This window comes from Dysgonomonas mossii (assembly GCF_004569505.1).
Lineage (GTDB): Bacteria > Bacteroidota > Bacteroidia > Bacteroidales > Dysgonomonadaceae > Dysgonomonas.
This window is the reverse complement of the sequence record NZ_SPPK01000001.1, coordinates 1074241-1096408: the sequence shown is the minus strand read 5'-3', so window position 1 is coordinate 1096408 and position 22168 is coordinate 1074241. Positions and strand designations below refer to the sequence as shown.

The 22168-nt window shown below is 38.7% G+C and carries 12 protein-coding genes; all 12 read right to left on the bottom strand.

Translation table 11 applies throughout. The features are described 5' to 3' along the window. Positions 1-7 precede the first annotated feature (7 nt). On the bottom strand, positions 8-1096 hold the full coding sequence (locus E4T88_RS04600; protein WP_228093723.1) for an endonuclease/exonuclease/phosphatase family protein: 1089 nt from the start codon (positions 1094-1096) through the stop codon (positions 8-10). Between the two features lie 92 nt (positions 1097-1188). Then, positions 1189-3279, bottom strand: coding sequence for a glycoside hydrolase family 36 protein (locus E4T88_RS04595; RefSeq protein WP_135104283.1), 2091 nt, complete (start codon positions 3277-3279; stop codon positions 1189-1191). 164 nt (positions 3280-3443) lie between these two features. Next, positions 3444-5519: a glycoside hydrolase family 36 protein gene (locus E4T88_RS04590; RefSeq protein WP_135104282.1), complete on the bottom strand. Its 2076-nt coding sequence runs from the start codon at positions 5517-5519 to the stop codon at positions 3444-3446. 57 nt (positions 5520-5576) lie between these two features. Beyond that, positions 5577-6737: an MFS transporter gene (locus E4T88_RS04585; protein WP_135104281.1), complete on the bottom strand. Its 1161-nt coding sequence runs from the start codon at positions 6735-6737 to the stop codon at positions 5577-5579. 74 nt (positions 6738-6811) lie between these two features. Beyond that, complete coding sequence (locus E4T88_RS04580) at positions 6812-8497, bottom strand: leucine-rich repeat domain-containing protein (RefSeq protein WP_135104280.1); 1686 nt, start codon at positions 8495-8497, stop codon at positions 6812-6814. 22 nt (positions 8498-8519) lie between these two features. Next, complete coding sequence (locus E4T88_RS04575) at positions 8520-10100, bottom strand: glycoside hydrolase (RefSeq protein WP_135104279.1); 1581 nt, start codon at positions 10098-10100, stop codon at positions 8520-8522. Between the two features lie 25 nt (positions 10101-10125). Further along, positions 10126-10704: an SIS domain-containing protein gene (locus tag E4T88_RS04570; protein ID WP_135104278.1), complete on the bottom strand. Its 579-nt coding sequence runs from the start codon at positions 10702-10704 to the stop codon at positions 10126-10128. A gap of 10 nt (positions 10705-10714) precedes the next feature. Beyond that, positions 10715-11686: an ROK family protein gene (locus E4T88_RS04565; protein ID WP_135104277.1), complete on the bottom strand. Its 972-nt coding sequence runs from the start codon at positions 11684-11686 to the stop codon at positions 10715-10717. A gap of 4 nt (positions 11687-11690) precedes the next feature. Further along, positions 11691-14093, bottom strand: coding sequence for a glycoside hydrolase family 2 protein (locus E4T88_RS04560; RefSeq protein WP_135104276.1), 2403 nt, complete (start codon positions 14091-14093; stop codon positions 11691-11693). A 14-nt stretch (positions 14094-14107) separates the two neighbouring features. Then, complete coding sequence (locus E4T88_RS04555; protein ID WP_135104275.1) at positions 14108-15790, bottom strand: RagB/SusD family nutrient uptake outer membrane protein; 1683 nt, start codon at positions 15788-15790, stop codon at positions 14108-14110. Between the two features lie 14 nt (positions 15791-15804). Further along, the gene (locus E4T88_RS04550) at positions 15805-18951 is read right to left on the bottom strand and encodes a SusC/RagA family TonB-linked outer membrane protein (RefSeq protein WP_135104274.1); all 3147 of its coding nucleotides are present in this window, start codon (positions 18949-18951) and stop codon (positions 15805-15807) included. A 117-nt stretch (positions 18952-19068) separates the two neighbouring features. Beyond that, on the bottom strand, positions 19069-21720 hold the full coding sequence (locus E4T88_RS04545; protein ID WP_135104273.1) for a family 78 glycoside hydrolase catalytic domain: 2652 nt from the start codon (positions 21718-21720) through the stop codon (positions 19069-19071). Between the last annotated feature and the right edge of the window lie 448 nt (positions 21721-22168).

Here is a 22168-nt window from a genome sequence, read left to right as displayed (position 1 = left end):
TTAAAGTCTATTTTATTTCGAAAGTAATAAAAACCCCTTTGTGGTCAGTCGGCCAAACATCTTTAAATGGTTTAATAACCCGATCTTTTGTTTTATCCTCATTTCTCTTTCCCCTTACTATATACCCTTTTGGTCCAAATAACGCTGCTCCTTTTACCGTCAACCGCTTATCCGGATAATAGTATACAAAATCAATACGTTCCCGCTCATCTGCATCTGGAGTCCAAGTAATAGCATTCGGGGCAACATCTTTATTATTAGCCGGAAATGTAAATCCGGGGTATTTTACTACATCGGGATATGTCTCTCGGTATGCATCTTTAAATCCATTCTCATATAATAAAGACGATACACCCCAATTTACCACGCATCCATTATGGTCGAATAAATTAGCTGTTTCGGCTTGCCAATCGAGATGAGACGGTTCGTTGAAATCTCCGGCATAAAGAACTAATCCACCTTTGCTCATTTCGGTTTTAGCATCATTTATAAAGTCTTGAGCAGACTCTATACGTCCCGAAAGGTTACATACTTTCAATATTGTAGCCACATCAGTAATAGGCGAGTTTAATTTATTCCAGTCTTTACTGCCATCGTTATAACCTCTCGGGTAGTAGCAAGTATAGTATCTATACTCGGAATGGGCGGGATAAACTGCAACACGTTTACCGTCTACATTCAGCACAGCCTTAAACTGCCATTTGTTGATCCGCTGCTGTTCTACAATCGGATATTTGCTTATAATAGCTCTACCATCTATACGCGCACTATAATAATTAAGCCCTTGTTTTTTTAAAGCATCTATCAATTGGGGCATAACGGGATCATCTCCCTCCCCTTTATACAATTCACAGAATGTGGCGACATCGGGTTTCAATCCTGCTATCTGATCTATTAATCCCTGAACTGCATTCGGTACTTTGGTACATTCTACCCAAATATTAAGCTGTAGCAGAGTAAGCTCTATTGCTTTCCTTTTTTCTTCTTTCTCTATATCAGGTTTAATTGACTTTGAACAATAAGTATTCGATAAGAAAAAAAAGGGCAATAAAGAGATTAATAGCATTTTACATATTGGTGAGAACTTCTTATACATAGTAGTATTCTTTAATTAGAAATAAGAAGATAGTACCATCATGAATCATCATCAAATAACAATTATTCCGGTACTATCTTTTGCAATAAATATTAAGGCTTTATTTCAATCTTCATTAAAAGGCTAGAGCGAGGTTGATCCAAAGTAATTTCAAACCCTTTGGCAAGTTCACTTCCCTTTTTCACAAGGACAGCTCCTGTATCTTTATTTGTTAATATATATTCTCTATCCAACTTTAATCCTTGCAACTTTACTTGATAAGTTTGGTCGGGAGAATTAGCTCTACGAAATCCAACGATATAGCCGCTGTCATCCGACGGACGGTATAATTGGTATACCATCCATATATTATCGGCTGTAATATCCACATCACCCGATCCGCTTAATGGATAATAATCTTCATAAAAGTAAGGACGTACTTCGTTAAACTCAGCCTGTTTGTTGCGCATATCAACTACATTGTAGTTTCCTTCTGTTACTTTCCAGTTATAAATAACAGATGTTCCCAATCCTGAGCGGAAGGTATAGGAATCAGCCTGCTGAATACCTGTACCATGTAGAGGTAAATAGAGTTCGAGTCCGTAAGTATGGCATTGAGATCCGTTAGGCTCGCCATAATTATAGTCTGTACGCCACAATGCGGCACTTCTGGATATACTTTCCAAGTCGATACGACGTCCGCCACTTGCACAATTATCGATTATTGTATTCGGAAACCTATTCAATAAATATTCCCAGAATTTATAAAGGCCCTCGATGTAGCGTATCTCGCAAATACCACGTCGTCCTTCCTCATCATTATTATACCAGAAGCCAGCCGGTTCGATATTAAAATCCTGACGATAATAATCTATCCCGTTCGTTTCCATAAAATCGCCTATAAATTTTCCAAGCCATTTACAAGCTTCCGCATTTCCCAGATTGAAAAGTACAGCATCATGATCACCATCTTTCTGCCATTCTTCTTGTTCCACTGATCCTTTTGCATCGAGCATCCATTGCGGGTATTGATTCGCCCAATCCGAATTCTTCATCACACGTTCGGGTTCAAACCATACCATAAATTTAGCCCCCTGTTTGTGTACCTCATCCGCTATAGGACGAAATCCACGAGGAAATCTTTCAGGATCAATAGTCCAGTTACCGACAGTGTTAGCCCAGTTTTTTTTACCGGCAACATCTGCAGCTTTAATATACCACCCTGCATCAAGCCAGAAAACATCCGGTACCAGTTTATATTGTGCATAGCGCTTGATAAGAGCGATAGCATAATCCTCTGTCATGCATGTATATTCATTACATGGAGCAGGATCTCCATAATTGAAGCTGGTAGATACGGGATATACCGTAGGCTTACCATTCTGTTTCCATGTATAATGTTCGAGAACAAGTCGCCGGAAGGCGTTGTGTCCTACAAAGCGGTTCTCACCGTTCCAGAACAATAAGCATACTTTTGGTGTGCGGATACTCTCTTTTGGATAAAGGTATGTTTTAAGATTTACCATACCTGATTTCAGATTTGTACTCTTGCTCGTCTCTGCCTTTACTTTGGCAAACCATGTTCCAGTCCATCCTATGGCTGCCAATACGCCCCCCTGCCCTTTGGGTGCTTGCATATTAAAGAACGGAAAAGCATTCTGAGAAGAACGCCCTCCGTATGGCTCCATATACAGACTGTCGTGAGGCTGCATCACTTTTAGCCTTTGATGAAAGTCTTCTTTTGACACATGGCTACCATCTGCGTAATGCATTTTCAAGTCTCCGCCCTTTTTATATGTGAATGTAATATCAGAGGCATTCACCGATGAGATCTCGGGAGTATTCTTATTTCCTGTATTCACAAAACGGAGTACCCATTCTACGGCGTTATAAGCATTGAAGCCCTTTACTTCGCATTCTACAGTGAGTCCCGACACCGGGTCTTTGTAAGAATAGATACGCTTAATAACAGAAAGATCTCTTCCCGTTATATTTTCCACACTATAGCTCCAATTCTTAATGAATGTGCTCGAATGTTTTCCGCCATATACAAACGAAAATGGAGGAGTAACTCCCTTTCTGAAATTAGCGGAAATCCATTTGCCGATATCATTTTTATTACCTGTTATTTGTACCGTCGACTGCCCTGCGACAGACAAAGATCCCAATAACAGTAGGATTAGATAAACTATGTTTTTTTTCATTATATATTTTTATCAATTTATTGATTATCAAAACATCATTGATAAAAGGTGACAAAAGTAACACCTTTTTACACTTTTTATTTCTGTCACTTTTTCTATACTATCAGTTAAAAGATATTCTATTATTATTATAGATAAAGTATTCTGCTTTTCACATATCTGCCCTACTCCACTGCCTTGTATTTTATCAGCAGCGATTGATTTGGCTTATCCAAAGCCAAGACAAATCTATCGGCAAGCTCTCTTCCCGACATAATAACGGATTCGTTTTTGTCCAGATCTGTTACTTTATATTTCCTTTCGGGTTTGATGCCGGAGAGTTTCACTTCAATAGTGTTTTTCTCACAAGCCTTTCGACGGAAAGCAATTATAACCCCGCTGTTATCTGAAGGTCGGTTGAGTTGATATGCCAGCCAAATATTATCGAGAGTTGTATCGTCTATCCCCGTCAATGGATAATAATCCTCATAGTAATAAGGGCGGATATCTTGAAATTCATTTAATCGGGCTTGCATTTCATATATCGAAAAACTTTTGTCTGTTATTTTCCAGTTGCAGGTCAAACAGGTACTCATACTTGAACGGAACGCATACGGGTCGGTCTGTAAAATTCCGGTACCATGCAGAGGAAGGAAAAAGTTTAATCCATAAGTATGACATTGATAGCCATCAGGATCATCGTAATGATAGTAATCGCTTCGCCATAGAGGTGCACTTCTTGGAATTGTTTCCATATCGATCCGTTTTCCTCCACTGGCACAATTATCTATAAACAAATTAGGGAAACGCTTGAGCAGATAGTCCCAAAACTTATACAAATTTTCGATATGGCGTATTTCTTTCATCCCTACTCGTCCTTCTTCTTCGTTCGCAGCCCAATAAATATCGGGATGCATATTAAAATCCTGACGATAATGATCAACTCCGTTTTCTTCTATCATATCTCCGATATATTTACACAGCCAGTCGCAAGCGTCAGTGTTTCCGAGATCAAACATGAGATAGGTATCATCGTTATGTTCCGGGATATCCAGCATCCATTCGGGGTGCTCTACAGCCCATTGCGTACCTCTTATTACTCGTTCGGGTTCGAACCACACCATAAATTTTGCTCCTAGCTTATGTGCTTCTTCCGAGATCGGCTTTAATCCACGAGGAAAGCGTGTTGTATCTACCGTCCAGTTACCAACTGTGTTAGCCCAACTTTTACCCTTTTCCCAATCTGCAGCTCCGGTATTCCATCCGGCATCTAACCAGAATACTTCAGGCATAATGTTGAATTGCTTGTAACGTTTCATCATCGCAATTGCGTATTCTTCAGTCAAACCCGAATACTCAGTATAAGGAGCAGGGTCTTTATAATTGAAGCCTGTAGCCAATGGATAAGGAGCATTTTTCCCATTTATTTTATGTGTCTTATGATTCAGCACAAAGCGACGAAACTGATTGTGTCCCTCCATTCGGTCATCGCCGTTCCAGTACATTAGTGTAATGCTTGGCGTGCGTATACTTTCTTTTCCATACAAGTAGAGATCCATCGTTTTCATTCCCGACTCTATGGATATTCTTTTTTGATTTTTACAGCTGATATATGCATACCAGCTACCGCTCCACCCGATGCCCACAAAAACACCTTGGGATGAAGCTGATTCGATATTGAATATTGGCAGATAATCGCCTTCCGATGAACGCCCGTTTATTGGCTCCATCAATTTACTTTCACCGGGCTTTAACGTAAGCGTACGAGGATGAAAATCGTATTTGGATATATGATTACCATCTGCATAATGCAGATTAAAATTGCCTTCGACAGGATAATCCATATCCATATCTATGGCTTTTACCTGTTTCAGGTTTTTCGAATTGGCAGTAGCCATATTTGTGAAATGAATCGTCCATTCCAAAGCCTTGAAATCCGGATATCCTTTTATTTCACATTCCACTTTCAGTCCTGTCCGGGGTTCGGTATAAGTAGCAAGATATCTGACAACTCCCGATTCTTCTACCTTTTGTTTCTCAATAGTATGTTTCCATTTGCGAATAAATTCTTTTGAAGAAACACCACCGTATACAAACGAAAACGGAGGAGTTTTACCTTTGGCAAATAGTGTTGATATCTGATTTTCTACATTTACCGGTGTTTTGGTCATCTTAGTAACAGTTTGCCCGCGAGAACTCATTGTCGCACAGATGAAAATAAGAAACGTGATGATTGCTTTACTGCAAATATTTTTTATCATAGAACTTTTATTTTATTACAAGAAATCTGCAATGCTTTAATATAGGTTTCAATGTTTTTATTTACTTGTTTTTCTGACAATGCTTATTAGCCACAATAAGTAGCACCATATAGCAGCGATGAGAACAATTGCTGATATCTGCGTTTTGAAAATATCGGTAACAACGCCAAGCACAGGAGGCAGTATAGCACCACCCGAAACTCCGACAATCAGCAGAGCCGATATTTCGTTTGCTTTCTCAGGAATGCGTTTTAATGCCAATGAAAATATGATAGAAAATAAATTGGCATAACCTAAACCAAATATTGCAACACAAGCCAGTGTTATCCAAACATTCGTATTGATGCACAGTAAAAGCAGTCCAACTAATCCTATCCACACACTGTAGGTAAAGAACTTCGACTCGGAGCTCTTCATCAACAATATACCCCCTAAGAATGCTCCCACGGTACGAGACAGAAAATATACACTGTTGCCCATACCTGCATCTTCTACCGAAAGTCCGGCCTTTTCCATCAATAACTTAGGAAATGTCATGTTCATTCCTACATCAACACCCACCAACACCAATATTCCGATAAAAAAGGCTACGATATACTTATCCTTGAAAAGTTCAAGAGTATTTTTAATTGAAATATTAGAAGCGTCATTTCGCTGATCTTCGATCTTGGTTAAGCTCAACCAAATAAAAGCAAGAAGAGAAAGAGCCGCATATATCGGAAATATCATTCTCCATCCCAGTGTAGTACCGACTACCGATGCTGCGAGAATAGGTCCTACAAAGGAGCTTATCGCTTTCACAAATTGACCTAAAGTAAGAGTGCCTGTTAGTTTGCCCGAGCCTACTACGTCTGCCACGAGCGGGTTGAGCGATACTTGTAGCAATGTATTGCCAATCCCTATCAGTCCAAACATAATTAGAACAGTGGTGAAGTCATAGGTTGCCAAAGGCAAGCACATAGCTAATACATGGAACGCAAAACTAATTAACACTGTTTTTTTTCGGCCTATTTTATTCATCAGCATCCCCGTGGGGATAGATAAGATAAGAAACCACAAAAAACAGGATAGTGATACCAGATTTACCATGGAATCGGTAAGATGACTAAAGTCATTTTTTACGTAATTAGTAGAAATCCCTATGATATCTACAAATCCCATGATGAAAAAGCCAAACATCACTGATAATATTTTTATGGCGGAAGTATTATTTTTCATCCTTTACAAATTCGTTTGATTAAAGCTACCCCGAACCCTAATCCGGGATAGCTTACTGTGTTTAATAATCCTTTTTAGTTGACCGTTTTTAATAACTCTCCATAGTTACCCGTAGCCGCATTTGTCCAGTTATAGTACTCTACACGAACACCTGCTTCAATTGCTTTCTGAACAGGGTTTACACCTGAGTTCCAAACACTACTCCAACCTCCGTTTTCTGCAGTTTCTACTTTCAGCGTCCGTGATTTAGATGTATCGGCTGTAAAGTCGAATGCCAACTTATCTCCACTTTGTCCCCATGTAGACCAAGCATAACCATTACGTAGATCAAGATACTCTATCGGACATCCTGTAGCAATGAAACGAATATTATAGTTGCTAAGTAATGAAATACCCCGCATGTCAATATATTTCAATGAAGTATTGTTACTTAGATCTATATCTCTCAACCATGGTTGATCCTTCGTTTTGAAAGAAGTTAGTCCTGCATTTTTCGCTGATATCGTTGTTAGATTGTACCAGCCTGTCATATCAATCTCACTTATGTTATTGTTATCACATACCAGATACCAAACATCATCGAAGTATTTCAAACCATCTAAAGATGTAATATTTTTGTCCGAAAGATCGAGCTTATTAGCCAGATTAGTTGGTAATTTAGCATTTCTGGCTTCACTGATTATGATGTCATTTCCACTGAACGCTTGAGGACAATAACCTTTCATTATGGCACGCAGATTTGCATCCGGCATGGATGCTGTACCTGCATTAGTCCAATTAATTTTATCAAATACAACTTCTTTGTCAAGGCCTATTGTAGTTACCTTCACTCCCGAAAGACCTGCTGTTCTTACAGCACTCGACCTGTTGAACATATCCATGTGCCAGAACCATATATTGCTCACTAGTAACTGACATTCCTGATTTGTATCGAAGTCGAACTTGAAATTATCGAACGAACCAAAACACATGCAGTTGCTGATATCTAATTTACGGAATTTGATATTATCCAATACAATGTTTAGTAATGCCGGACATTTGCTCAAGTCTAGTTCTGTGAGAGGATTATTGCCCATGTATAAAGTTTGCAATGTTTTAGACTGTATATTCATACTTGTAATATTGCTACTCCATGCAAAGATGCTGACAATACCATCCATTCCCACTAGTTCAATATTGCCAAGATTATTATCTGTAGCCCAAAGAGTTTTCAATTTAGGGAATTTTTCCAAACCACTCAAATTAGTAATTCCTTTACCCGAAATATTCAACGTTCCATTTTCGAATTCGAAATCAGCTGCTACAGAAAGTTTCAAACTATCCTGAGCATCAAATAGCTGAGGTCCGATTACTTTAAGTGTATTACGCAAATTTATATCTGCTACCCATCCCTTAGGTAACCATTGCTGCATACTACCCAGTGATATCTCTTTGTCGCCCCTGACAAGAACTAAGGAATAGCCACTCTCTTTTGCATTGAGAGGAAACAAGAATGAGAGATAAGAAGATGTAACCTCTTTTATTTCAACATCTATATCAAAAGAACCGTCCAGAGGTTTCAGTAACGGACGTAAATGCAGGTGATCGGTAGACTGAAAACCCCGTCCTTCTATTTTAACTTCCGTTCCTTGGATACCTTCTTCATATTTAGGTATAACAACGCCGGATATACCAAATGATAAATCATACTCAGTCACATCATCGCAACTCCAGAAGCAAGTTAGCGAAACCAATAATATTAATAAATTAAACTTATTCATTTTATTAGGCTTTAATTACTGTTTATTTTTGAACTAATATTAAGACACTAGAGCGCGCAATGCTAAGCGAAGTTTTATCCTTAATATTTATAGTTTCTGTAGATTGAATGAGATTATCCCCGGTAGGAAGACTTCCTTCTACATATTTGTAAACCTCATATTCTCCATTTGCCTGAGACTTGTCATTGATAATTTCTACAGGTTTATTGTGCTCCGAACCATTTGCAAAAATGTAGACCCATTTATTATTTTCATTCAGAATGGCTGTTCCGGCAACAAGATTTTCGTTCAAATCTAATGGAAATACTTCTGCATTTTTTTTGATGAAACGAGTCAACAGACTATATGCATAGTAATGAGGTCTGACCTCATAGTCTTCCTTTATTGCATTATAAATTTCCGGATCAGGCTCATATGCTTTTTTTACATATTTCCATAGGCCGAGCTGTTGCATTTCCGAATAACTTCCGTTTCTGCTATAGTATTGATCTATCAACGACCAGTAACTTACACCTGCAGCACCTCCGTTAAGCAGGTTGATAGCAATACGAGTCAGGAGGACTCCTCGTTCGTACTTATCGATATCTAACTGACGTGAAGAACCCGAAGTTTGATTAGATCCGAACTCCCCTACAAAGTGTTTCTTACCGCTCGATAGAGTCACATTATTTTTTTCCCAATTAACGATATCGGCATTCGAAGTAGTGTATCCAAACTTATAAGTATGAGTATTCAGTAAATTTGTTTCTGCTTGTAGAGCTTCTGCACATGATTTTAAATAGTTAGGGCTACCATCTGTATTGTCAGATAGATTGAACTCTACTTTATCCCTAAGTCCCATTGCCTTAAATTTTGCATCCAAAGCCTTTACCATAGGTGCATACTGATCGGGATGGCTGTCAGGCTCTCCTTGCCACATCGTTCTGCCGTAATTGGGGGTATGGCTATCAGGCTCGTTGAATGGAGTTACTGCTTTTACACATGTAAAACCTTTCGTCTCGATCAGATATTTGACTAATACCGAGAAGTTTTCGGCAAATTCTTCATACTTATCTGTTCCGCATACCCACGGAGCATTCGGTCTGCTATCGCAAAGAAAATGCTTCCCTGTTGGTGTTCCTGCTATCAAATCCATATTTACAGGACATCCCCATAGCACAAGTGTTACTTCTCCATTATTTTCCTGTATCAATTCCAGTACTTTATATAATGATTGCATCTCCTGCGAATCGAAAGTAAATTTACTCATATCCGCAACATTCGGGTCATCATTATCATTTAGCGGTTCCCACCAATGCGGTTGTACCATTACCCGGAAATTTTGGACACCCATTTTCTTTACACGCTCTTTTACGATGTTCCAATCTTCAGCCTTAGATCCGTCTTCTGGACGGGTTAAATTTTGTGAGAAGAAATGAGGATCCAGTTCTACTCCTATCCCTACCAATTTCACTCCTGTAGATTCTTTTACCTGAGTGGGGTAAAAATTGGATGGAATACGGTTATAACCTTCATCTATATTGGAACAGGCACTAGAAATAGTCATCATACTAAAAAGAAGCACAATAACAAATGTTTGTTTGAAATATTTCAGTGTTTTCATTGATTAACTTTTTTATAAAATCCAATTATTCAAAACCTAGTTGTTTTTCTATCGCTTGAATCAAAATGTGTATTATTTGAATATGTATCTCTTGCACCCGGTCGGAAAAATCAACTTTCGGTGCAGCAATTACAATATCACTCAATGCAGAGAGACGATTATCGCCGGTAGAGGTTAGTGCTAAAACTTTCATTTTTTTTAGATGGGCACTTTCAACTGCCTTCACTATATTGCTAGAGTTACCACTGGTACTGATAGCCAATAATACATCCCCTTCGCATCCCACACCTTCAACATAGCGGGAATATATTTCGTCGAACGAAAAATCATTTCCAACACATGTTATGTATGCCGGATCATTTATTGAAATGGCTGGTAAAGACGTTCTGTTTTTACGATAGCGTCCCGTCAATTCTTCTGCAAAATGCGTAGCATCGCAAAGAGATCCTCCATTGCCACAGCTAATAATTTTATACCCCTTCTTCAATGAATCGGAGAGTAATACAGCAGCCCGTTCAATGACTTCTATTGTTTCAGGATTGCTCCAAAAACTATCGACCTCCTTTAATATTGCTTGCGAGCTTTCTCTTATCAAATTTTTCATAATATCGTTTTTAATCGATTAGATTGGCAGCTATAGAAAGAGCAGCATAATCTCCAATATTTTCGCCAAGAGCCGCAGGAACTATCTTGCAAACATCTCTTGCTCCTTCCAGAGCTTCTTTCGAAATCTGATCTAAGACATAAGGTTCCATCATATCCTTGTTGCGGGCATATATACTGCCTATAGCGATAAGTTCCGGATTTAGAATATCTATTAGCATAGCAAGACCTTTCCCTAAATAGGTCGCTGATGTTTCATACACCTTCAGGGCAAGTTTATCTCCTGCTCCGGCAGCTTCTGCAATGAGCTTCGCATTTACATTTTCCATATCATCGAGAGATGGGCACCATGAAACATGGCCTCCTTTTTTTATCTCTTCTGTAGCTAAACTACGAGCCAATTGAGCTATTCCGCCACCACTGGCATATCCCTCAAAAGAGCCTTCTTTACCGTACCCTATCGGCCCGTCATCTGTTAGACGAATATGCCCAACTTCTCCGGCATTGTCGTTCGTTCCCGAATATAAAGAACCATTAAGAATTATTCCCGCACCAAGTCCTGTACCACATGTCAGAAAAATCATATTTTGAGTTCCCCTTCCGGCACCGAACTTCCACTCGGCTAATGCACACGCATTGGCGTCATTCTGCAATCCGGCTCTTACACCAAGCTCTTCCTCAATGATTTTCACGATAGGTATATTATCCCAGCCCGGCAAATTGGGTGGAGACATTACCGTTCCCGACTTACTGTCGAGCGGTCCGCCACAGCTAATACCTACAGCACGGACTGTTTGAGCGGTAAGATTGAAGCGTGCCATCATTCTTTTTGCTTCACTCATTATATTTCTGATCGTTTCTTCAACTGTAGTAGTCTCTATTTTTGTTTTATCAACTATCTGCAAATCAGAACCTATTCTTTTCCCGTAAACGATGGCACATTTAGTGCCTCCTATGTCAATTCCTAATAAATTATCTTTCATATTCCTATTTAATACTAGGATACAATCCTGTCTTTTTTAATAACTTTTTATATTCCTGCAAATTGAAAGGAGCTTCTCCATATAAATAATGATTGCTATATTCTTTTTGCCCCACTTTATATTTGATGAGAAGTATCCCTTGCCCTTTTTGCAGAGGTAATGAAGCTATCTTGTTCATACCATTTGCCGAAACCTCGAAATTTCCTTTGTATATTTCTTTATTAGATGCCATGTCAGACACAATCACCTGTCCTTTTTGCAGATTACGGGTGTCATTGGCAACAATCAAAGGATAGCCATTATCTACAGGATCATTTATGAGTACACAAAGGTCTGTTTGTGCATTTTTAATGAAATAATACGCCATTTTCTTTGAGTTGTAGTAATCTACGATAGCATCCGAAATTATTGGCCAGCCATCACGAAGATTCCACCACACGATCCCTGTTTTAGGACTAAACTTCTGCCCACGCCACAACTCTACAAAAAACTTCATAGCCTCGGCCTGCACAGCTTGCGATGCAAAAACAAAATCGTCAAGTTTGGTTGGTACTTCGCCAAAAAGCAAATTCACCTGATTCAACATTAGATTGTTGCGATCGAAAGTTTTTCCTTGAGAAGTGAACCGACGTGTCGACTTTGTAACCCACTCATCATTCCATTCTTTGTCTTTAGTCCAAGGGTAAACACCTTCCTTAGTCATCATTTTGTTTAGACTTTCGACATTCGGACATCCATGATACCCTATTTCGCTAACAAAACAACAGGCTGCCTTTGTATAATATGGTTCTTTATAGTATCCTCGTGGCCCCCAGAGATGATTTTCGGGTAATAATTCATCACCACCGCCATGTTCCCATACTGCTTGACTATAATATGGAGAACTTGGTATATAAGGTCGTGTGGGATCAAATTCATAGAGTACTCTAGCAATAACTTCACGAGTTATCACATCCTTATTTGGATTGATATTCAGAGGTTGCAACGTCCAACGCATAGCCAAATCGTTCTCATTATTGCCCGACCAAAGAATCAAAGAAGCATGATTTCGAAACTTAAGCACAACAGACGTAACCTCCTCTTCAATCATTCTTGCAAAATCATCACGCTGTGGATAGAATGTACACCCCATACCGAAATCTTGCCATACAAGAATTCCATTTTGATCACAAAGATCAAAAAAGTCGGTGTCTTCATATACATTACCACCCCAACAGCGAATCATGTTGCAATTGATGTCTACGGCCATGTCGATCATCGTATTCAAGTGAGATTTATCTCTGCTATGCAATGCATCCATTGGTACCCAATTAGTGCCATGAATAAAGATTGGTTCATTATTAACGATAAATCGAAATTGTCCGGGTTTTCCGGGGAGATTTATATCATCCATATCCAGCTTTACAGTGCGAACCCCAATTTTACAATTGTTGATGTCCAGCTCTTTACCATCCGAATCTATCAATTGCACACTTGCATCGTAGAGCGCAGCTTCACCGTAGCCCCTAGGCCACCAAAAATCAACATTCTTAAGTTCGAATATATGGCGAAAAGCCGGAGTGCTTACAATCTGCGAATTCTGATATACGATTTTCCCTTTACGGCGAAGGGTAAATTGAGCCTTAACATTGTCAAACTTATCAAAGGGAATAACCATCTGTACATCTGTAAAAATACGTGCAGTATGAGCCGTTGTATCGATGTTGATGGTCATCCAATTTACATCTTTGAGACGAGTAGAATTGAGTACCCGAAGTTCAACATCTCTCCACAATCCGGCACTGACCAAACGCGGCATAATATCCCATCCATACATGTGCGGAGCCTTTCGAATATAAACAGCCTCCTCTGCCGGAAAATTACCAATACTAATCGTACCAAGTGTATGTTTCTGAGCTTCCATAACATCCGAACGGATAATTACTTGCAAAGTATTTTCTCCTCTTTTCAGAAAATCTGTCACGTCATATTTATGCTCGATTAACATATTTGCAGCCTCACCCACTTTCTCTCCGTTGAGCCAGATATCAGCAAGACAATCTATCCCTCCAAAAAACAATTCGACCCGTTGACCTTCTTGGACTAATGGAGCTTCGAATATTTTTGTGTAACACCATTGATAGTTTTCATACTTTCGTAATGCGTTCACATTACTACCTATCATTGGGTCGGGAATCAAGCCCGCAACCATCAAGTCTAATTCAACATTTCCGGGAACAGAAGCGTCTATTTTTTCCACTTGCATATCTTTGATAGCTTGTGGAGTAACAACCGGCTTAGAAGGCTGTTTCCAGTAGGAGAGCTGCCATTTCCCATTCAAAGAAATATTCCCGGACAAAGCCGTTATATTTCCCAGAAATAGGGCTGAGGTCAATAAGATTAATAATCGATATTTAATTATAGTCATAATTCTTCTCTTTCTTATTCACCCGGTTGCAACATAGCATCATTGGTATTCCAACCCGGTGTTTGAGTCAAGACTCCATTAGACAATGTTATTTCGGCTTCCGGAATAGGTAAGAATCCTCCGGTTTCGGGACGGAATTTTATCTTATAGGTAGCATTCTGGCTATTATTCTTCAAGGTTATACCGTTCATTCCGTTAACAGTAGATTCAGCATCTCCCCATCTCAATACGTCGAGCCATCTTATACCTTCAAATGCTAGTTCGTATTTACGCTCATTCTTGATATTTTCCAATGTTGCCGGAACTGATGGTAGGTCTACACGTTTACGTACCCGATCCATATATTCCTGAGCTTTAGAACCACCTAACTCCGCACCCATTAAAAGGAGGTCAGCAAAACGGATAAGCACTATATCCTGAGTGCTATTAAACTGAGGATCGTTTGGCATATTCCATAAGATAGAACTGTACGATACAATATTTCCTTTGTCGTCATACACATTCACCGGCATATATTTCTTTGACCAATAACCCGTTTCATTCCATTGGTAAGCTTGTCCCCATTTATATTTTGAGGTAGAACCTTCTCCTTCGTGTGTTGCATCAGACACATCGAGAACCGAACCGCGTTTGCGTAGATCATTATTAGGCCATTCGTTATAGAATTTACTATTGACAGGTCCTTTTCCCCAACCTGACCCGAAAGGCAATAAATCCTGATTACCTCTAAATCCGAAGTGTAAGTTCACCGTATTTCTACGATCATAGTTATTTCCTTGAGCAGCAGTGGAACATTTGATAGCAAACATAGTTTCGTTATTATCTCCATTTTCCCCTATCCATTTTAAATTGTTATCCGCTGCGTACTTGTAATCAGATTTTGTTTTTCCTGACATTACAATCGAATATGGCCACAAGTTTCTGAAGTCAGGAATCAAATCATGGCCGCTGTTAGCTATACAGTCGTCAACCCATGCTACGACCTGCTCTTTTGTAATATCACCCATTTGGGGTTGTTTGTAATAATCAGTATAGAATAAAAATATACGAGCCATTAAAGCCTGAGCAGCCCAACGTGTAGCCAATCCATTCTCACTTTTAGGAATATCCTGAAATTTAGTAGCGGGTAATATTTCAATTGCACGCTTCAGATCGGCCCCCATTTGTGCATATACATCCTCTGCCGAAGCACGAGGAAGGTTTACAGGTTCGGGAGTAGTAATCAGCTGTACGGGTCCAAACATAGAGCACAGACGGAAATAGGTAAAAGCCCGTAAAAAAAGTACCTGACCCTCTATTTTGTTTCTTGATTCAGAAGTTGGCCACTTTATATTATCCAAAGAACCAAGCAGCAAGTTTGCTCGATAAACCGAACGCCATGTACATTCCCATAGATCGGTGTACATTGTTCTTGATGTAAGCTTGAACAAATCGATAGCATGAGCAGTGAGGTCGTCTTTCCCTCCACCTCCCAGCATATCATCTGCCATGAGGTTGAGAACAATAAAAGAATGTTCTGTTTCGCCCCCACCCACACGTGATCCGAAAGCATTATATACACCCATAAGAGAGGTATATGCTTCATCAGGAGTTTGAGGGTAATTTGATGAATCTTTCTGCGTTAATTGATCTGTATCCAAAAAATCGGAACAACTAACTGTAAAAACAGAAATTAATATTATAATTATCTTTTTCATTTTGCCTTAGATTTTTAAAATTTGAGATTAAGACCAAATAAGAATGTACGGGAGTTTGGATAAAATCCATAATCTATACCACTCATCCATCCTGTAGGCCCTGCTCCAATTTCGGGATCAAGCCCTTTGTATTTTGTCCAAGTAATTAGATTCTGTCCGGTAATATAAAGACGTACTTGAGAAAAGATATTTTGTTTCTTTAGCAAGGTTGCAAAATCATAACCAATAGTAAGGTCATTCAAGCGGATATAGTCACCATCTTGCAAGTAAAGGTCGGAAACAATATTGGTATAAGACGATTGTCCTAGTCTTGGCCATTTGTTAGATGTACCTTCTCCGTGCCAACGATCCATCGGATCATGTTGTCCTCCGTATATCTGGTTACCATATACACCCGAGAACGAAGCGCGGAAATCAAAACCTCTCCATGCTCCGCCGAATGAGAATGAAAATATTCCATCAGGGTTAGGGTCACCAATAAATACACGGTCTTGCTCGTTGATTTCACCATCGTCGTTCTGATTTACATATTTGATGTCGCCCGGTACTGCATTTGGCATAACGAGTTCTCCTTTCGAATTGCGATAAGCATCTATCTCATCCTGATTTTGGAATACGCCATCGGTTTTCAATCCCCAGAAGTAACCGATAGGATATCCTACCTGCGCTCTGTAAAACTCGGGACTCCATGTTCCTACAGTTCGAGCACTACCATGAATAATTCCTTCCTGGTTAGCGATACGAGTCACCCTGTTTTTGTTATAAGCCCAGTTGACATTTATATCATAGCTGAAATCGCTTATCTGATCTCTCCATACTACAGCCAGTTCCACACCGGTATTTCTGATATCTCCTCCGTTTATATCGGGAGCATTAGCTCCGTATGAACCAAGAACTGGTGCTGCTACAAGCCAATCTTTGGTTGTTTTGCGATACCAGTCGAAATTGAATGATAATCTGTTCTTGAGCAATAAAGCATCAAAACCCACATTTAGCTGTTCTGAGGTTTCCCAAGTTATATTCGTATTGGGCAGATTAATCGGGTATGAAGCAATTGTATAACTGTTTTTGTCTACTCCCGGATAATAATAGCTATATTCTACACTTGAATAATCTCCTGAGTTTTGACCTCCTACACGCATTTTTGCGAGATACTGGAATGGTGAAATCGCCTGATTTCCGTTCTGTCCCCAACTTGCTCTCAGTTTAAACATATTGAGATGATTCTTAAAAGATTCCATAAATGACTCATTACTAATAACCCAACCGGCCGAAACTGAAGGGAAGAATCCCCAACGTTTTCCAGGAGCGAAGTTTGACGAGCCATCCGAACGCGCAATAAGAGATAACATATAGGTTTCTTTGAAGTCGTAATTGACACGACCAAAATATGAAAGCAATGCTGATCGACTCCATGGTGAGCCACCTAAGCGAGTGGATGTTTCACTCACTTTTGGAGTATTAATAAGGTAAGCATATTTAAAACCTTCGAAAATAGAATTGGTATTGAAACCCGAAATACTTGAACCTAAACCTCCTTTTTCTGCACTCGTACCAGCCAACACATCAAAGTTATGCTTGTTTTCGTCTAATGAGAATTTATAATTCAACGTATTCTCGAATGTCAAACGACTAAATCCTAATGATATATCCTGACTTACTTTTGTTTCTTGGCTTGTATATTCAGGTGCCAGATTATATTTAGGTATATAAGCCCTGCTTTCTTCGGCATCCATTGTTAATCCAAAATTTGAGCGAAATACTAAATTTTTAATAGGCTCGATTGTTATGAATGCGTTTGTATTTAATTGGTAATTCTTTTTGTTGTTATTACTGTTATAGACAAGATATGCAATAGGATTGGGCGCATATGGAGCATATGCTATCGGCCCATGATAATCTCCATTGTCATCATATATCGGCATAAACGGGCTTCCCCCCATTATCATACCCAATGCACCAAGTCCTTCGGTAGACCTTCCGCTTAAAGAACCATCTTTATTGGCATATATAAAATTGATTGTCTCCCCCATGCGTACAATGTCACGTCCTTTTGCCGAAAAGATCGTTTGATCGGCATTGAGACGAAAAGTATATCTATCTTGCTTCGTTTGAACGGGTTTCCCCAGAGTACCTTCCTGAGATGAATAAGAAAAGCTGGTAAAATAAGATGATTTTTTGCTCCCTCCGGAAATGGTAACCGAATGGTTTTGTGTGGGTGCATTTTTATTCTTTATTTCTTTATACCAATTTGTGCCTTTCCATTCTCCTGAAAGAACTTTATCCCAATTAGGAACCATCTGAGAAAAATTAATTCCATATCCGTAAGTGTTTTTTGAGTATTCGTCATCCAACATCGCCTGTGTTGTTGCATCAACGTACCATTTGTAATCAGGTGCATTTGAAATCCCTATATATGTATCGTAAGCAACACGTACTTTATCTTCGCCTTCTCCGCGATGTGTTGTTATCAGCACCACGCCGTTTGCAGCACGAGCACCATAGATTGCAGCAGATGCAGCATCTTTCAATACATCTATCGACTTAATATCTGCAGGATTTATGTTCGATATATTCCCCGGTACACCATCCACAATGTAAAGTGGATCTGCATTGCCGATTGTACCCATTCCTCGAATATAGACTTTGTATGATGATCCCGGTTCTCCTGATGTCTTTGTAATTTGCATACCCGGAGACATACTTTGCAAAGCAGTCAGTGGATTTGGAGTATGCAACTCTTTTATTCTGTTTCCGTCAACTTGTAATGTAGCACCTGTTACAAGTTTTTTCTTCTGTGTGGCATATCCGATAACAACGACTTCATCCAATAGCGAAGCATTTTCTTCTATAATTATTTTATATTCTTTTTCAGTTCCTATCTGAATCGTCTTCGGTTTAAAACCCACGTAAGATACAACTAGCGTTGAACCGGGTTGTGCGGCAATAGTAAACAATCCATCAAGGTCTGTAACTGTACCAACCTTCGTCGTATTGTTCATTATTGTTGCACCAATAATTGGCTCTCCTTTCTGGTCAAAAACGGATCCTTTTATATTGCCATCTGTCAGTATGTTTTGAGCATGTACAATATTTATGAATAAAAGGGACATAAACATTATCAAAAATATCTTTTGATAATAATTAAGTTTGTTTTTCATTGATAAAGATTATTTAATTTATTTTCAGTGATGTAATTTGCCTTTAATATTTATGCATTTACAATGCTTATTCTGCCATAGTCGTTCCTCCTTTCATTGATTTATTTTAGGTTGTATTTAAAAGTTGAATTTGTGCTTTCCTCCTTCAATAGAAATCGTCTTATCTCCTACTAGAACAGTAGCTGTTGTATTGATTGGAATTTCGACTTCTAATTGAATGCTGCCTCCTACCCGCTTCCATTCAGATCGTATAAGTCCTTTTACGGAGTTGTACTCTCCTTTCACCCAATCCAGACCTTCTACAAAATGAGGTTGTATGAGAATATGTTTGAATCCGGGATTGTTAGGATCAAAGTTTATACCAGCTAATACATTATACATCCATGCATTGATATCGCCCAAAAACATGTGATTGATAGATGCATCTCTGAATTCGGGAGACAAAGTCCATGTTTCGGGCATTGTATTAAAACCTTTCTTTATCCATGCACCCCACGAAGGTTCATCTTCTTTTGAAGCCATCTGATAAGCCATATCTGCATAGCCATATTTCGACAGCATTCTCAGTACTGTCTTGCTTCCCAATACTCCGAAATCGAGGTATCCGTTATTTCCCTTTACCGCCTGATATAAATTGTCGGCGATCTTTTGCTCCATACCATCAGGAACAATTCCTAAATAAAGTGCTATGGCCAATGATGTTTGCGAGCCGTTAGCATATATATTTTTTCGGGAGTCAAAGTATTTATTATTAATCAAACCCTTAAGCTTTTTCGCTTTTGCTTTATAAACCGATCCATCGTAACCTAGTATTTCCGAAAATTTAGCCATATAAAGATTATCCAGATAATAATAGCACGAAGTAGTATATTCGGTAGGCGTTTGAGTTTTGTAAGGTACCCAGTCTCCTATACCATAGGTTACACAGCCGTCAGTATCTTCTCTGGTTGCCAAATATGCAAGATATCTCTCGCATGTGCTATATATTCTATTTATACTTTGTTTGTCTCCGTAGTAATCGTACAGAGCCATTGGGACAATAAACATCGCAGCATCCCATACAGGGCCAATCCAGTCATCGTATCCCCAACCTGAGCTTGGTATAATTCCGGAAATACGACCTTCTGAATTCTGGTTATCAATCATATCTTCGATCCATTTTTCATAGAATCGGATACCATCGAAATTTAGTAATCCCAAATCCATCGTAATATGAGCATCCGCAGTCCATCCATTTTTTTCGCGTTGAGGACAATCGGTAGGTATACTCATCACATTCGATAAATATGACCGATTTGCAGCTTTCCATATCTGATTCAGCAGGTCATTAGAACAGCTGAAATGACCGACTTCTTTTAAATCAGAATGAAAATTAAGTGCCGTTACATTTGTTTCATCAAGTTTTATCGGACGACTTGAACAGATTTCTACATATTGGAATCCTTTGTATGAAAATCTAGGTGTAAAGACACACTCCTTGCCATCAAGGATAAATACATCTGTTTGAAAAGCCAATCCCGGAAGAGGCTTATAATAGATGTCGAGATTTCGCATCTCTAATCGCCCATTTGGCTTCAGTAATTCACCATATTGTATCTCTACTCTTGTATTTTTCTCTCCCTTTATTCTTAGTTCACATCCACCTGTCATATTCACACCAAAATCATAGACAAAAACAGTATCGCCAAAAGACTTTAGTGATATCGGGTTTATATTTTTTATTTTCCTTATTACGGGCTCTGTTTCTGCAACCAGACGATCAGACGGAGCATTCATTATTTTTGCATTAGCCCACATAGAGTCGTCAAAGGTAGGTTTATCCCATCCTTCAATTTCTTTATTCGCATCGTAAGTGTCCCCACTGTAAATATTGTTTTGCACATAAGGGCTCGACGAAGAAACTTTCCATGTGGAGTCTGATATTATAATATCCTTCGTATTATCTTTATAAGTGATATGTAATTCGCTGATCATAGAAGCGCGGTTGCGCCAACGGGCTTTTTCGAAGCTCCACGTTGCCACAGGTGCAAATGCACTGTAAAACCCATTTCCTAAGATAGATGTTATAACATTTTTACCGGATTGTACCAATGACGTTGCATCATAGATGTTATACAAATTCCGTTTATCATAATGAGTGTAGCCCGGAGCCAAAAAGGCGGAAGAATCAACAGACTTCCCATTAATAGAAACATCATAATACCCGGCGGCGCTAATATATAACCTAGCTTTCGCTATTTGTTTACTACCATTTATTTCAAAAGATTTACGTAGCATGGGTGCTCTAGGACTGTCTATAGCCTCATTGTCTGATATCCATTTTCCTTGCCAGGCTGAAGGTTGCATGAAAGCCGTTTCGAAATGACTGACAGGTGATACAATCTTCTGCTTTTTATTATTGTCCCATACTATAACTTGCCAATAATATGTGGTGTGCGGTTCAAGCACACAACTGGAATCAGGGGTAATGAACATTTCGTTGGTAGAGATTATTCCCGAACGCCATATATCATTAGAGGTCTTTTCTGAAAGAGCTTCCTTATTCCTTGAAAGTAGAAGTTGAACGCTTCCTTGTTTAAAGTCATGTCCTGAAATTGCTTCATAATTCCATGTAAATCGAGGAGAAACAGCATCAATTCCAATAGGATTGTGCATATACTCACATCTTAAGTTGTTAATCTTGACTTTCTTTGTTTCACATGATTGTGCTAGAATAATAAAGAGACTTGTCAATAATAAAAAGGTTATGGTTAATCTAGATTTATGCATGGTTATTATTATTTTATCACGAATAACTTTAACGGTTTAGTAAAATATTCAAAAAAAATAGAAGAAGCTTTCGATAAAACTGTTTGCAAAAGTAGAAACTACATATTAACAAACTATTACATACGTATAAAATTATGGTTTCATTATATTTTCATGTATATTAATTTGGTTATTCCGTATTGATTAATCCAATAAATTTATATTTAAATATCGTTTTTTCCATTATAATCATGCTTCCGCCTCTATCCTAAGAAATGGGATTTGTTATTTAAATTGATCCAGACATATAACAAAACCTCATTTAAAGACACCTAAACACAACTTAAACGGTTAAACAATACAAATTTAATTCTTATTTTAAAAACCACAATAAAAAGTTCAAATATCTTTCATAATTAACCATTGTTAAAAAATGGAACATTTAGAATAGAGACATTAAAATAACAAA